Source organism: Calothrix sp. NIES-2098 (assembly GCF_963875125.1).
Taxonomy (GTDB): domain Bacteria; phylum Cyanobacteriota; class Cyanobacteriia; order Cyanobacteriales; family Nostocaceae; genus Aulosira.
On record NZ_CAWNKJ010000001.1, the window covers coordinates 7,547,926 to 7,562,693 of the forward strand.

At 41.2% G+C, this 14,768-nt stretch carries 16 protein-coding genes and 2 tRNA genes; 11 read left to right on the forward strand and 7 right to left on the reverse strand.

Features of this window, described 5'->3' with window-relative positions; all coding sequences use genetic code 11:
- Window positions 1–125: 125 nt before the first annotated feature.
- Together AACU33_RS31780 and AACU33_RS31785 are read left to right on the forward strand one after the other, a co-directional pair.
- Window positions 126–217, forward strand: a tRNA-Ser gene (locus AACU33_RS31780).
- Between the two features lie 272 nt (window positions 218–489).
- Window positions 490–1,815, forward strand: coding sequence for an ABC transporter substrate-binding protein (locus tag AACU33_RS31785; RefSeq protein WP_096594272.1), 1,326 nt, complete (start codon window positions 490–492; stop codon window positions 1,813–1,815).
- Between the two features lie 192 nt (window positions 1,816–2,007).
- Here the strand turns inward: AACU33_RS31785 and AACU33_RS31790 are convergent, their stop codons facing one another.
- Together AACU33_RS31790 and AACU33_RS31795 are read right to left on the reverse strand one after the other, a co-directional pair.
- On the reverse strand, window positions 2,008–2,838 hold the full coding sequence (locus AACU33_RS31790) for a hypothetical protein (protein ID WP_096594273.1): 831 nt from the start codon (window positions 2,836–2,838) through the stop codon (window positions 2,008–2,010).
- 253 nt (window positions 2,839–3,091) lie between these two features.
- Entirely contained in the window at window positions 3,092–4,033 is a 942-nt protein-coding gene (locus AACU33_RS31795; protein WP_096594274.1) for a serine hydrolase, read from the reverse strand.
- Between the two features lie 22 nt (window positions 4,034–4,055).
- Between AACU33_RS31795 and AACU33_RS31800 the strand changes: the two genes are divergently transcribed.
- Genes AACU33_RS31800 through AACU33_RS31810 form a run of 3 tightly spaced genes read left to right on the forward strand, consistent with a single transcriptional unit; the run spans window position 4,056 to window position 7,067 of the window.
- Complete coding sequence (locus tag AACU33_RS31800; RefSeq protein WP_096594275.1) at window positions 4,056–4,760, forward strand: C40 family peptidase; 705 nt, start codon at window positions 4,056–4,058, stop codon at window positions 4,758–4,760.
- A 14-nt stretch (window positions 4,761–4,774) separates the two neighbouring features.
- Window positions 4,775–5,788 carry a glycosyltransferase family 2 protein gene (locus AACU33_RS31805; RefSeq protein ID WP_096594276.1) on the forward strand — a complete coding sequence of 338 codons (1,014 nt, stop codon included), beginning with the start codon at window positions 4,775–4,777 and terminating at the stop codon, window positions 5,786–5,788.
- A gap of 46 nt (window positions 5,789–5,834) precedes the next feature.
- Entirely contained in the window at window positions 5,835–7,067 is a 1,233-nt protein-coding gene (locus AACU33_RS31810) for an MFS transporter (protein ID WP_096594277.1), read from the forward strand.
- A gap of 48 nt (window positions 7,068–7,115) precedes the next feature.
- Here the strand turns inward: AACU33_RS31810 and AACU33_RS31815 are convergent.
- Window positions 7,116–7,189: transfer RNA gene (locus AACU33_RS31815), tRNA-Arg, on the reverse strand.
- Window positions 7,190–7,226: 37 nt separating this feature from the next.
- Between AACU33_RS31815 and moaC the strand changes: the two genes are divergently transcribed.
- A complete protein-coding gene (moaC, locus tag AACU33_RS31820) occupies window positions 7,227–7,733 on the forward strand; it encodes a cyclic pyranopterin monophosphate synthase MoaC (RefSeq protein ID WP_096595451.1) in 507 nt (168 codons plus the stop codon).
- Window position 7,734: 1 nt separating this feature from the next.
- On the opposite strand, the gene AACU33_RS31825 is transcribed toward moaC, so the two are convergent.
- Window positions 7,735–7,932 (reverse strand): DUF2795 domain-containing protein, encoded by a 198-nt coding sequence (locus tag AACU33_RS31825; RefSeq protein ID WP_096595452.1) that lies wholly within the window; start codon window positions 7,930–7,932, stop codon window positions 7,735–7,737.
- A gap of 309 nt (window positions 7,933–8,241) precedes the next feature.
- Here AACU33_RS31825 and AACU33_RS31830 point away from each other — a divergent pair, with 309 nt between their 5' ends.
- From AACU33_RS31830 to AACU33_RS31850, 5 genes are all read left to right on the forward strand, one after another.
- A complete protein-coding gene (locus AACU33_RS31830) occupies window positions 8,242–8,754 on the forward strand; it encodes a hypothetical protein (protein WP_096594278.1) in 513 nt (170 codons plus the stop codon).
- A 251-nt stretch (window positions 8,755–9,005) separates the two neighbouring features.
- Window positions 9,006–9,263, forward strand: a complete 258-nt coding sequence (locus tag AACU33_RS31835; protein WP_096594279.1) for a 2TM domain-containing protein — start codon at window positions 9,006–9,008, stop codon at window positions 9,261–9,263.
- Between the two features lie 119 nt (window positions 9,264–9,382).
- Complete coding sequence (locus AACU33_RS31840; RefSeq protein WP_096594280.1) at window positions 9,383–9,691, forward strand: DUF3181 family protein; 309 nt, start codon at window positions 9,383–9,385, stop codon at window positions 9,689–9,691.
- A gap of 62 nt (window positions 9,692–9,753) precedes the next feature.
- Window positions 9,754–9,975 carry a hypothetical protein gene (locus AACU33_RS31845; RefSeq protein ID WP_096594281.1) on the forward strand — a complete coding sequence of 74 codons (222 nt, stop codon included), beginning with the start codon at window positions 9,754–9,756 and terminating at the stop codon, window positions 9,973–9,975.
- 141 nt (window positions 9,976–10,116) lie between these two features.
- Window positions 10,117–10,344: an acetyltransferase gene (locus AACU33_RS31850; RefSeq protein ID WP_096594282.1), complete on the forward strand. Its 228-nt coding sequence runs from the start codon at window positions 10,117–10,119 to the stop codon at window positions 10,342–10,344.
- Between the two features lie 46 nt (window positions 10,345–10,390).
- Here the strand turns inward: AACU33_RS31850 and AACU33_RS31855 are convergent, their stop codons facing one another.
- From AACU33_RS31855 to AACU33_RS31865, 3 genes are all read right to left on the reverse strand, one after another.
- Complete coding sequence (locus tag AACU33_RS31855) at window positions 10,391–10,870, reverse strand: abscisic acid-deficient protein Aba4 family protein (protein ID WP_096594283.1); 480 nt, start codon at window positions 10,868–10,870, stop codon at window positions 10,391–10,393.
- A gap of 201 nt (window positions 10,871–11,071) precedes the next feature.
- A complete protein-coding gene (locus tag AACU33_RS31860; RefSeq protein ID WP_096594284.1) occupies window positions 11,072–12,727 on the reverse strand; it encodes a N,N-dimethylformamidase beta subunit family domain-containing protein in 1,656 nt (551 codons plus the stop codon).
- 329 nt (window positions 12,728–13,056) lie between these two features.
- Window positions 13,057–14,742: a glycosyltransferase family 39 protein gene (locus AACU33_RS31865; RefSeq protein ID WP_096594285.1), complete on the reverse strand. Its 1,686-nt coding sequence runs from the start codon at window positions 14,740–14,742 to the stop codon at window positions 13,057–13,059.
- Window positions 14,743–14,768 lie beyond the last annotated feature (26 nt).

The window sequence follows — 14,768 nt, forward strand, 5'->3', positions numbered from 1 at the left end:
ATCTAGTCAAGAGTCAAAGGTCAAGGGTCAATAGTTCCAGAGCTAATGACCAATGACCAATGACCAATGACTAAAAATGTTTGACTCTTACAAGTCTATCTGCTACAATTAATATTCGTGACCAAGGAGAGGTGGCTGAGTGGTCGAAAGCGGCAGATTGCTAATCTGTTGTACGGCAGGCAACTCCGTACCGAGGGTTCGAATCCCTCCCTCTCCGTTTTCCCAGCAATCAAAACTAAGTGATGAATCAGAAGAATCAATTTCATCACTAGCGAAATGGTAATTTCTACAATTTAGTTTCCGAAATTCTTCTCCAGCGATAAAAATCTGTCTTTAGGTATAGGTATTAATGTTGGGGTAAACACCTCTATATCTTCAGGAGGATGATATTATTTATCCTTTGGAGTCTGTTAGGATCGACCTAACCTGAAAATTATAGTTAGAATCTTACTTTCAGGCTCCTATAGATTAGAGGAGTGAAAGTAATTTATGCAAAGAATTAGTACAGCTTTAGCTTTGAGTGTAGCTACCTTAGCAACAGGGTTTTTTCTAGGAGCTTGTAACGATACCGCCACTAACTCTAATGGCACAGGTAACACTCAAAGTTCTGCCACCCCAGCAGTCAACTCAACTACTACAACTAGCACTAAGGGATTGAAAATCGGCTCTCTGTTACCCACAACTGGAGACTTAGCGTCTATTGGGCAACAGATGGTAGGTTCAGTGCCGTTACTCGTTGAGACAGTTAACGCTTGCGGCGGCGTTAACGGCGAACCTGTCACCTTAGTGCCAGTAGACGACCAAACAGATCCCAAAGCAGGTGCGGCTGGTATGACCAAACTGGCGACCTTAGATAAGGTTGCAGGTGTAGTGGGTTCCTTTGCTAGTAGTGTTTCCACAGCGGCTATCTCAGTCGCCACACCCAATAAAGTGATGCTAGTTTCCCCTGGTAGCACCAGTCCTGTATTTACCGAAAAGGCTCAAAAAGGTGATTTTAAAGGCTTTTGGGCGCGTACTGCTCCCCCAGATACTTATCAAGCACTAGCTTTAGCTCAACTTGCTAAGAAAAAAGGATTTAAGCGAGTTTCGACAGTTGTTATTAATAACGACTACGGCGTTGGTTTTGAAAAAGCATTTGTACAAACTTTTGAAAAGTTAGGTGGAACAGTCGTTAATAAAGACAAACCCGTCCGCTACGACCCCAAAGCTCAGACATTTGATACCGAAGCTGCTGCGGCTTTTGCTGGCAAACCAGATGCAGTATTGGCGGTACTTTATGCCGAGACAGGTAGTTTGTTTCTCAAAGCAGCTTACCAACAAGGCTTGACTAATGGAGTACAAATTCTGCTGACAGATGGTGTGAAAGCGCCTACTTTCCCAGAACAAGTTGGTAAAGGTAGCGACGGCAAATATATTTTAACTGGCGCGATCGGTACAGTACCTGGTTCTGATGGCAAAGCCCTCGAAGCTTTCAACAAACTCTGGAAAGACAAAAAAGGCGGTTCCCCTGGAGAATATGCTCCTCAAGCTTGGGATGCAGCCGCACTGTTGATCTTAGCGGCACAAGCTGCTAAAGAAAACACGGGTGTTGGTATTGCTGGTAAAATTCGGGAAGTTTCTGCTGGCCCCGGTACAGAAGTTACCGATGTCTGTGAGGGGTTGAAGTTACTGAAGGAAGGTAAAAAGATTAACTACCAAGGAGCCAGTGGTAACGTTGACGTTGATGCTAATGGCGATGTCGTTGGTGTCTACGATGTTTGGACTGTGGGAGATGATGGCAAAATCAAGGTGATTGATAAAGTTAGTCCTAAATAGAGACTGGAAAAACTTGTAAATTCACCTTTTACAAAAGCCGATTTTAGGACAATAAAACCATAAGTAAACACCGATGAATATATATTTATCGGTGTTTATCTATGGTTGGAAATAAAAAACTAGAATTTGTGCAAAATTTCAGATGAGTGCTGAGGGAAAAATACCTATTATTCAGTACTCACGACTATGCTTTTAAAAACCCATGAAGTTATAACCAACTCCGATTAACAAACCGATATCGGTATTGTCAAAAAAGCCAGCATTGACAGCAGCGGTGGCTGTAAATTGAGAAGTCAGAGGGAAATCAACACCGCCAGTAATTAAAAAGGCAGTTTGAGAGTTATCTCCAGTACTAAAGGCTGCACCTACTCCAACATAGGGCGCAAGTGGTAAGGGTTCGCTAAATGGATCTGCTACTTGCTGGAAGGAAAAGTCATAGGTTATGGGAACTAATATCGTAGTATTGTCCCCTAATATTGCTGATGGTCGCACTGAGATAGTATTTGTCAGCCCGATTTTGCTAATGACTGCAAAATTACCATCACCTAAAGCTGAATCATTGCCACTAAAACCGATGTTACCAGCAACACCAATATAGCTTCTACCACCACGGGTAGGTCTACCTGGGTCGATATCTGCTTGCGCCACTGTAGTATCAGATGGTTTAGAAGTAGACTCTTGTGGAGTCGATTCTGGGTTTTGAGTGACAAACCCAGCGGCTGAGGTGATGGCTGTACCAGGAATAGGTGTAACTATGCGGCTAGCAGTTTCTTGTGTAGCAGCGTTAGGGAACTGCTGCTTTACCGCTAAATTTTCAGTTTCACTGGGTAGTGTTTGGCTTGTCGCCTCTACTTCAGTAGTTAATTGTTTGGGAGACTCAAAAGTTGCGCTAGACTCGCTTAACTGCTGACTGCTTGAGGTATCTACTGTTTGAGCTAAGGTAGGTAAGCTAGTACCTAAAATCGCTAAAGCTGCTAGACTAGGCAGCCAAAAAGCACTTTTACGAAGAAAAATAGTATTCACATTCACTCCTGACAGAATATTGCCACACATAGATAAAGGTTTTTTGTGTTGACTCAAGAAACCTTAGCAATATTCAACCATTTAACACGAAAAAATTAATTCTTACATCCTGTATTTGACGGAATTAGCTAGGATTTGAACCTCAAGATGAGTGCTACAACCTGCTGGTGATAAATGCTTATAGTTTTGAAATTAGCTGTAATTAAAAACTCACTTCGCTGCGCCGAATTTGGCGCAGCGCGATGAGAAGGTACTATTGCAAACTGCTGACGGCTTCGGTAATTAGCTTGGAGATAAAAGGTAAAATAGCTCGGTTTTTAGCGTTGGCTTTGCCTTCAGTAAATACTACTAAAAGATAAGGATGGCGATCGCGGATCTCAATGTATGCTGCATCGTGGCGTACTTGGCTTGTCCAGCCAGCTTTTGACCAAAGTTGCGCATCTTGGGGAATTCCACCGCCCAAAAAACCGGTGACTTGGTCTTCTTCGACATCAGTAGGTAGATCGTCAGGCTTGAGGTTGCGTTTGAGCAAAGTCATCATCTGTTGCGATCGCCCGCTGGAAACTGCCACACCCCCCACAATACTATGTAATAATCGGGCGATCGCATTTGTTGTCAGCATATTGCGATTTTCTAGCATTTCCCCATAAAATGCCCTCTCCCTACCATAGGGCCCATCACCCCAAGTTTTTTGGCAGACGTTAATCGTCTCCATTTCTTCCCAACCTAAAGACTGAAAATAGCGGTTGACAAAATTACGTTGCGATTTCCAAGTTTCAAAGGGGCCGGGGGGTAATTCTGGTCCAGAAGTTGTGCCGGTTAGTACATCCACAACCAAGCTGGTAGCATCGTTGCTGGAGTCCACAATCATATCGCGGATGGCTCTTTCCAAGTCTTTGGAAGTCTGTACCATTCCTTTTTCTAGCCATTCGTGGATTGCTACCAAGTAAAACAACTTCACCACACTGGCTGGGTAAATCCTCTCGACACCGCGATAAGTAAAACCACGTACAGAATGGTTCCAAAAAGCATCTGGAGTTAAGGCTCCACCAGTATTTACTAGTACAGGCGGATCGTAGACAATCCAAGTCAGAGCAATTTGGTTCCGCGCTAATGTGGGAAATGCTGCCCAAGTCGCTTCTAAAATGCTTGACCCTAGATTTTCGAGTTGTTCGTCTTTTCGGAAGAAAATCATATTTAGTTATTAACCTTACAGAATGCTCTCTAATCAAAAATCCATCATCCAAAATCTCTCAGCGGCTGAGTACAATTGTCTCGCTGACCTCAACTTATATGATTCTCCTGAATGTACGCGCCTGGCAACTCAAGCCGCTTCTGGGCGACATCTGCGGGTAACATCAAATTATCAAGATGCAGCTGTTGAGGTGTATTTATGTGAAGATGACTATCCAGGGTGGGTGTCTCTTGCTGATGTGGGTTTATTACAAAGAGCTACTTTACCCTATCGGGCGACAATATTGTCTGAATCTGAGATTAAAAAACTGCTACCAGAGGCGATCGCTTTTACGCACAAAGCAATGCAACAATCAAATTATTACCTTTGGGGCGGTACTGTCGGGCCAAATTACGATTGTTCTGGGTTGATGCAAGCCGCTTTTGTGTCTGTGGGTATTTGGCTACCTAGAGATGCTTATCAACAGGAAGCTTTTACGCAACCAATTACTATTGCAGAATTAGAACCAGGAGATTTGATATTTTTTGGCACTCCTCAAAAAGCAACTCATGTCGGACTTTATTTGGGAGATGGTTGCTATATCCATAGTTCGGGGAAAGATAAGGGACGAAATGGAATTGGAATTGACCGACTATCGGAACAGGGAGATGAGGTGAGTCGGTCATATTATCAGCAGCTGCGCGGTGCTGGCAGAGTTATCAAGAGTTACGAACCACAGAGACGCTGAGGACGCAGAGGAATATGAGGAGTGGGTTGGTTTCAGACAGAACAAGTAGCGAAAATGGGGCGATTTTGGCAATTGTCCCAGATATTTCGGTGGTGGTGCCGGTGCGTGATGAAGTGGAAAGTTTGCCTTTATTATTAGAGGCGATCGCTTCTTGCTTGATTGAGCATCAGTTAACCTATGAAATTATTTGTGTAGATGATGGTTCAACTGATGGTTCGGCGGATTTTCTCAAGCAACAAGCACAAATCCGCAATGATTTAAAAGCGGTGATTCTGCGGCGTAACTACGGTCAAACTGCGGCAATGGCGGCGGGTTTTAATTATGCTGTGGGTAAGGTTATTGTCACGTTAGATGCGGATTTGCAAAACGACCCAGCTGATATCCCGATACTGTTAATTAAGTTGGAGGAAGGCTACGATTTGGTCAGTGGTTGGCGACACAAACGCCAAGACGCAGCTTTGTCGCGGTTACTTCCCTCGAAAATTGCCAACTGGCTGATTGGTAATATCACCGGAGTGAAGTTACATGATTATGGCTGTTCTCTCAAAGCCTATCGTGCCGAAGTTTTGGCAGATATGAATCTGTACGGAGAACTGCATCGTTTTTTACCAGCCCTAGCTTACATTGAAGGTGCAAGAATTACAGAAATCCCTGTGCGCCACCATCCCCGGCGTTTTGGTCGCAGTAAGTACGGGTTATCACGTACTTTCCGGGTAATGATGGATTTATTAACTATTTCCTTTATGAAGAAGTTTCTCACCAAACCCATGCACGTTTTTGGGCTATTGGGCTTACTCTCAATGGTGATAGGGGCAGGTATTGGAATTTACTTGACTTTTATCAAATTGGTTTGGGGTGAAATGATTGGCAATCGCCCATTGTTGATTTTAGCGGTTTTGCTCTTGGTGACAGGGGTACAGTTGTTTTGCTTTGGTCTTCTGGCAGAGTTGTTGATGCGTACCTACCATGAATCTCAAGGTAGACCAATCTATCGGGTGCGGGAAGTGGTAGCAAAAAATATTAACTAACGTAACAATAAGAGAAAAACACGTTTAGTATTCAACTGCATCTGCCTTGAAAGTCCTTAATAATCTTGACTCTCAGTTACGACGTAACCTGCTGGCGTTATTTACAGCAGGTTTATTATTCTGGTCTAGTTTGGCTGCGTTATTACCAACGCTACCACTCTATATGGAAGATTTAGGTGCAACCAAGCAACAAATTGGCATTGTACTGGGTAGTTTTGCCATTGGGATGTTGCTATTTCGCTCTGTATTTGGCAGGTTAGCAGATCGACGGGGGCGGAAAATAGTCTTACTAATTGGGATGCTAGTCAATGCGATCGCACCCCTTGGTTACATAGTAGTGCAATCAATTCCTGGGTTGATGGCAGTGCGGGCTTTTCATGGGTTAAGTATCGCGGCTTTTACTACAGGTTACTTAGCACTGGTAGCAGATTTATCACCAGAAAAAAATCGCGGTGAGATCATGGGTTACATGAGTCTGGTGACACCGATTGGTGCAGCTATTGGCCCGGCTTTAGGAGGGTATTTACAAGCAGCGAGTGGTTATACGCTGTTATTTTTGTTGTCTGTGAGTTTGTCTGTGGTTGGATTATTATGTCTTGTACCAATTGTCAATCCCCCAATCCACAAACAGCAACAGTTTGACAGCAATAATGACAAATTTTGGCGACTTTTATTTAGTCCGAGGATAAGAGTTTTAGCAAGCATCATGCTGATGATTGGTTTGGTTTTTGGGGCTTTGCACACCTTTGTACCTTTATATATCAAGGCAGCTAGAGTAAATTTAAACGCAGGTTTGTTTTATACAGTTGGCGCACTTGCAAGTTTTAGCGTGCGATTTTTTACTGGCAAAGCTAGCGATCGCTATGGTAGAGGTTTATTTATTACTTTGAGTCTGGTTATTTATGCTGTGTCCATGATTTTGCTATGGAAAGCTAGCAGCGCCAATATATTCTTAATAGCAGGAGTTTTAGAGGGTGCTGGTTCTGGTATCCTGATGCCGATGATTTCTACTGTGGTTGCAGATCGGGCACTACCACAAGAAAGGGGAAGGGTATTTTCTCTCTGTATTATGGGGTTAGATGTGGGAATTGCGATCGCTAGTCCTGTTTTCGGTTCAGTCGCCGAACAAGTTGGCTACCCCAATATGTTTGGTTTTTGCGCTGGTTTAACTGCGATCGCATTGCTAATTTTCCTTACCCAGTCCAACAAAAACCTCTCCGGTTCCCTGCGCTTTGCTTTGGGCCGTGGCAAAGATGCTTATTCCCTCAATCAATCTTGATATAAAGAAAAAGACGCAATACTGATTGCGTCTTTTTCTGTTAATTAACGGGCGAGGAGGGATTCGAACCCCCGACACCGTGGTCCGTAGCCACGTGCTCTAGTCCACTGAGCTACACGCCCCTGCCAGGAAATTATATTAACACGTTCTCCCAAAATGATGCAAGAAGATTTTTCATCTAATTCTGCCAACTTAACCCATCTCGATCGCCAAGGGCAGGCACAGATGGTAGATGTGTCAGAAAAAGTGCCGACAGTTCGCCAAGCTGTAGCTGTTGCCCAGGTGCGAATGCTGCCAGAAACTTTTGCTGCTATCCAAGCTGGGAATGCTCCCAAAGGGGATGTGTTAGGAACTGCGAGGATAGCTGGAATTATGGCAGCTAAACAGACAGCTAATTTAATTCCTTTGTGTCATCCCTTGCCATTGCAGAAAGTCGAAGTCGAAGCGATCGCTGATGCTGAACTTCCAGGCTATAAAATTTATGCCACCGTGAAAACTAAAGCTGAAACTGGGGTAGAAATGGAAGCTTTAACTGCTGTTTCTGTTGCGGCTTTAACTTTATACGATATGGCGAAGGCTTTAGAGAAATCGATTCAAATTGAATCTATTCGGTTAATTAGCAAAACTGGCGGAAAATCAGGAGATTATTCCCCGCCAGCAGTTTAATCTACTCCAGTTCGCCTAGAGCTTCGCTGAGATCGGTGGGACTTTCAAATTCTTCATCTTCAGGTAATTGCTCTAAGATTGAGATTATTTCCTCATCCGCACCTTGTTCTTGAGCGTGCTGAATCAATTCTTCTGTGGTAGCGGGATAGTCAACACCTTTCAGGTATTTTTGGACTGAAATCGGGTTAGCTTTAGCCATTTCCATCCACCTCTAAAGTTCATTTTCATATTCACAAGTGGATCTATTAACTCCCTCTACCAAAAGAAGAATCATTTATCAAATATCAAGATTTAAATTCATCCAATTGGTTGATGCACTAATTTCTATTTATATATTTTTAGATATCAATAAATTCTTTTAAAAATTAATTTCAATGTTATAGCAATCCTAAATCATTTTAACTGATAGAACTTGCTTATGCTTGCAACGCGATTACTGCTTGCAGGTAAGATCTGTATCAATAGGATTCTAGTACTCGTTGAATAATTGTGTTAGGTGTAAGAGCAGATGGCTATTAATAATGGATTGATTCTTACGCTTGTTATCCCGATCGCAACAAGTCTAGCTATTGGCTATGGTTTTGGCGTTAAAGCTCAACGTTTACCCTTTAAAGCAGAAATTGGGTTTAGTGAGAAGCAATTGCAATTTCTAAAATGGTGGGTCAAGTTAGCCTTGGTTGCTGGAGTTTTGTTACCTATATGCTTGTTATCTCTGGCTTGGAGGCAATCATCTTCATGGGTATTCTGGGGGAGTTACCTATTGATAGTAGCTATACAACTTCTGAGCGAACGTGTCTTTAGTCGCTCCCTTGTGCCAAGTATTGTTGTACCCATTGGTTTCTTCTACACAGCTTTTCGGTTGTGGCAACTGCTAGATGGATTCGCGCAATTAAGATTTTCCTATTTGACATTGGTGGGTTTTGGCGTTGTTGTGTTGTTTTGGGTTGCTAACTTAGTAATGTTGATGGTGATGGCCATTCCCACAATCTTTATAGGTTCGGAGTCAATGTCACAATCTTAATTTTGGTCTGTAAGAGTCTGCTTATCAAAATTCTCCACCTGACTACAGTTACGTAAAATTTGTTATTTGTAATCACTTTTTTGCAAAGTTTTCAGACATTTCCATTAGTTGGCTCAGTTCCATCGTGCTGTACTATTAATGCTGCCGTTCAGTTTCCAGGTAAATTTGCCCTATTGTTTGTCTCTAATAGCAACTTCACCCTCAAGACCCTTAGAATAATTAGGGTGTGTTGAAATATGTAACAATTATTTATGCCTCCTCGTTGGCCTACCAAACCCGATCGCCAAGACCCAGCCTACCGCAAGATAGATGACAGAATGAATTTTGCCGTACACGTGGCGATCGCAGCTACGATTAATTCTGGGCTATGGTTTTTCCACAATCTCAAAGCAGCTACCTGGGAATGGTTGCCTTGGGTAACGGTAAGTTGGATTGTTGTATTGTTAGGGCATTTTATTTATATCAGTGCGATCGCCAATTACTCCGATACACCACCAAAATCTACCTAAAGAGAGACTACTGCTACTAGGGCGATGTAACCTGTGACTGTCGAGTCAGCCTAACTAATTGCGCGATAATATTAAATAGCCTGAGAGTTAGCGCTCTTTATTGATATAGGGTTATTTTTATGGCTAAGACGAACACTACAGAAGTGCTAGAAGCCCTAGCAGCCGAAATTGGGGAAAACGTCTACATAGACATTGCTAAGTGGCATCTTTATTTATCAAATGCCAAACTCCATACAGTGGTAGCCGAACAGCTGTATCCCTTAATTACTTCTAATACTGTTAATGAAGATAGAGTTACGGCTGTATTAGCTTCCATTCCTGTTAAAATTGGTGGTGGGAGGAAAGAAATCCCCTTGATCGATTTACTACCCCTGCAATGCCAGGTAAATTTAGTAGATATTTTAGAAAAATTCCAACGAGAGTTTTAACTTCTCTACTTTAAGTGTCCATACTGGCTCTTGCAGCACCCTCTTTGAAGAGGTATCAGGACATGAATACATATCAGTTCCACGATGAATATACCCTAGCGGAAACAGCAGAGAAACTCGGTAAAAAAGCTTTGGAGTTGGGTTTAATACCTAGTTTTGTGGTGCGTTATTTTCCTGATAGCAGACAATATTACATTCCTAGCGAAAAAGAATCTGAACCTTTAACACCAGAACAAGCATATATGCGGTTAAAGAAACTAGTTGAACAATCTGGGAAAGCTTAACCAAGCAATTCCTTTGTTCAATAGCCAATTGGCTAACATCGATCGTTAAATATGCAAATTAGCGATCGCTACAAGTAATAAACTTTAGCCATCAACCTCAGTTGTGGTTAGATTTTCGGCAAATTTAGTGAGGTGAATTATATGTTTTTACAAATTAAAGATACTAAAGATCTCATCAAAATAGTCGATTTTGACGAATTGATCGATCCCAACAGTGATACTGTTCACGGACAAGATCAAGAAGGTCAAGAAGAACAAGAAACAGATATCTTTAAAAAAGACGAGCTAGTTTTTCCTTCGGGAGAAAGCCTACCACGCTGTTGGATAGATGCTAACTATAGACAAGTTAGCTATAGAAAAGCTAGCTAAAGCTGGATGGGTAATAGGCTGTTTGTCATTACCTATTACCCAAAAATTAGCTATTACTGGATGAGATAGCTTTATCTGCTACTGTTTCTGCTTCCCGTTCGGTAGAGAAAGATAATGTTTTAGTTATCCAGTAAGTCAAAATGTGAGATAAAACGCCCAAAGGCCCCGCAAATAAACACAAGACAAGGGAATGAATTGTCCAAATACCTGTTGTTTGTCCTTGCCAATATATCCATCTTCCGACAAATAAATCCATCACCAGAAAATGAATCCACCCAGTCGCAGCAGCTTTTTCATCAGCAAAAAATCTGGCAATATCAGCTAACTGCGGATTAGATAAAGCTTGGGCATTTTCTGGTGTAATGCTGGTGATGAACAAATATAAATATGCCCCAGCTAAAGGTACAAAGGGTATATATGATTCCATGATCCGCCGAGTAACTTTCCAATTAGGTAGGAGAATCATCAATGCCCAAAAAGGTAAAACAAAAAGATTGGCAACGTTAAATAGTTGAGTGATGTTCATAGATGTTATTGCTTGCGATTGGTGGCTTAACTCTGCCACAAATTATCCTACTCCTAAAATGGTTTCATGGAGAAATATAACAAGCAATATTTGAGCAATTTTCTGTTTTAGTTAGCTGCGAAACTTGATTCCCAAATATGGACGCGATCGCAGATTTTGACCAACCAAAACAAAACCAAATATTCATTGAATAATTTCTTATTATCTACTTCCTTTAATCATCCGGTCGAGAATATTATGTGTAATAGTCTGTGCATCAGCACTTAACACAGAAGGGCGTAGTTGTGGTGCATTGTAATCATCAAGTCCCCAGCTCCATTGCATGGAACCAGTGGCAAACACTATACCTTTGGCATCTGTGCTGTAAATAGTCATGTCTGAATGTCTTTTACCACCTTTATAAGCATAAGGTGAATGGGCAACGCGAATCGTATTAGCTGGGCCATAACCAAATATCCGGTCAGCTTCATAACCTAAAAGTCCTCTCAAGCGCATTTCCTCAACAGGTGTTTGGCGATCTGACTTTACAGTTGCAGTATGTTGATTTATATCTAATTGTGTTCCAGCAAGTAACCAATCTGGTGCTGTTTCATTGACAACAATGTCAGCATTAACGGGGTAAGTTTCATACATTACTCCTATTAAAGATTCTTCTGGGCGATTTACTGGTTTGCTTCGCCAACGAGTTGTGATTAAGTAATCATTCGTGGGATCTTTGTCTCTAGCAAACGGATCTAAGGCTGCATTTTCTTTATAAGCAACCATAGTACGGTTAATTTCTTTGGTAACGAAGCTAGGTTCAAAGCGAATTTGCCAATAGCAAGTGTTGGCTGAAAAAAAGCCAAGACTGACACCATAATCTTTGGCTGTTTCTACGTTTTGCCGCATTTTTGCTGACCAATATTCATCATGTCCTACAGAAAGAAATGCTTTGTGCAACCAAAGTATGGGTTTAGTTGTATATCGATCTAAGGGATTTTCATGTGTATCAATATCAGTAATGTAACTGACATCATAGCCAGAGCGCTCTAACCACCTGACCATGTTGTATTCCCAGCCAGCGCTAAGAGTATTATTTTTTATTTGGACATTGGTTAAAAATTCTCCTGCACCTACTCCATAGGCTGCATTTAATTTGGGGCTAGCAGCATAAGGACGATTGAAAGATACTTTATAAGCCTGTTTACCGCGACTATTGCGACGGTACAAAGACATCCCACCCCAATTGTTATAGGCTTGATAAGTGGTGACGCTTAATTGATAAAGAATATCAGAATAACGGCTATCATCACGGACTACAAAAATGATATAACTTTGCTTGCCACTTTTGCTTGCAGTAAGTTTTGCTAAATAAATACCACTAAGCCATTGGGTTGGGTCGTTGGGGTTATCAGTAATTTTGAGAATGTAAGGATCTTTCCAATTACATTCAATCAGACCAGTTACTTCATCTACAATTGGCGCTGGTTGCTTGACTCCTACTCTAGGAATAGCAGAAACGATTTGTCTACCTCCTGCACCGCCATACCAACCCATACGAAAGATTTCTATTGTGTAATTAGGTTCTCTTGTATTAACAAATAACTTAATTTCATTACCACGATTAACGCTAGTCAGAGATGCATAACCTTCAATTTCTCTCTTAGTAGCTGGATTGCTTAATTCCCAATCAGTAGTACCAGCTTTCTGATTTTCAATTACGATGGGATTGTTTAACTGATTAGCTGCTAGTAAATCTTGAGCTTGGGCAGATGGTTGTAAAGTTATTAGAAATGCACTGAAAATTAGTAATACAAGAAACCAGTTTTTGCTCCAGCAATAAATTTTATTTATTAGTAATCTTCTATTAGTAATCATTATTTATTTTGGTAGCAATTCCGCTAAAAATTTTAGCTTTATATGTGACTGCTGCCAATAAACCGAGGTATTAAGAAAACATAAAATTTATATATTATTAGCACAAAAGCTGTAATGGTTGTTGAGATTTTTGTGTTTTAGACTACATTTTACTACACAAGAAAATTATGCTTATTTATTAACATTATTTTTTGCAAATAACTTATGCATCTCTATTTTCCTGCGTAGCGTGTTATTTCAGCATCAAAAGTATAGTAGAGTTGATTTTTAAATTATTCCAATCGGATTTCAATCTAACTCCAGCAATTCAAAAATAATTTTCATCAGTGCTACTGACAATGATAAATTTTGTAATCATAACCATTCACTGCTGCTAATGATTTGGTTTCTGGTAGACATTGTTTCACTTCTTCTGCTATTGGTGCATAAAAATTAACTAGCCACAAATCAAAAGGTCGTGGTAGCTGTTTTAATGTATTTTCTAAAGAAACAGTAGAGGTTTTGGGGTCTTTTTCTTGATGAGCTAATAAAAATTGGCTAGTAGTTGGCGAACCAGAAACTTTTAACTCCCTGGCTATTCCCATCATTTCTCCAGTTTCTACTAAGGTTTTGTGAGTGGTGGCTATAAGCACCGGAACCTGAGAATTTTGTTGAATTATTGGCACTAACAAATCAGGGCGATAATATTTTTGATACCCCAGATTACAAATAACTGTGACGGCGCTAAAGAAACCCATTAGCCAAATCAAAATTACAGCTTTTTTGCTAGTTCTTTGCCAACAAACAGCCAAGCTAGCTCCAACTAAAATTATGACAGCGGGAAAATAAACAAAGTTGTAGCGAGCGCCTCTGGTTAAATCAATACCTAGAAAATAAGCAAATATGAAGAATAAAGCGATCGCTCCGAACACTACCCCAATAAATACTTGAGTTGCTAGGCTAGTCTGGGGTTGCTGTAGTTGCGCTTTAATACCACGAACTAAAATCGGTATTGCCCAGATAAAGAAAATCAACATTCCCAACCCAGAAACAATCACAATTGCTAGCTGTGGTGATTCGACTGGGAGCAAAGAAATCATCGTAATCCATGCTGCTAAAGCCTGAAAAATGGGGTTGATCCATTCAATTCCCACGCGCTGACTGTCTTGAATCCAAGCTGTTAATCCGCTACGATACCGATTCTCTAAAAAGCTGGGTAGCCAGACTAAACACGCTACAAAAGTACCAGTCGCAACAGCGTAAATGCGCCACCAAAGAGGGAAGAAAAATATTAGAGTTTTAGCTTGTATAGATTGTTGCCAAGCTAAAAACATTAAAACTAAAGTTTCCGCACACAGAGTCAGAGTAAAGAAGTAATGAGTAGCAATCCCTAAAGCATTAATTCCCACCCAAGAGAAGATTAACCACAGTGGTAATACTGTGCGGTTTTGAATGTGTCTTGTGGCAATTACCATGCAGGATAGGGATAAAATCACCCAGATCATTGCTAACGTGTAATGACGTGCTTCTTGTGCTAAAAAAATTCCGTAGGGTGAAACGGCCATCATTGCAGCAGCTAGATGTCCTATCAATCGGGAACGAAACCCTAACCAACCTAAGCTATAAGTCAGAGGAATTGAGATTGCACCAATTAAAGCCGGAAAGGAACGTTCAGCAAACAGTGATACTAACTCTCCTTGATTGGGAAACAGCTTGTTCCACAGATGCACTAGTACAAAATACAGTGGTGGATGAGTGTCTTGGGTCATAATTTGATGAATTACATCCCCTATACCGGAAGCGGGATTTGGTTGTAGGGGTTGTAAGAGGATATCAGGTGCGATCGCCCGATCTAAGGGTACTGATAAAAAATTGTTTCCTAAACTAAACACCAAAGTAGCAAACTCATCAACCCAAGGAGGCTTGGCGGTTAAATTGGTAAAACGCAAGCCGACTCCGATGACGAACCAGATTAGTAATAGTACAGGATGAAACCAGCGAGCAGAAATTATGGAGTTCCAATTATACAAACGCATCTATATCCTTGCTAGAAGCCAAGTGC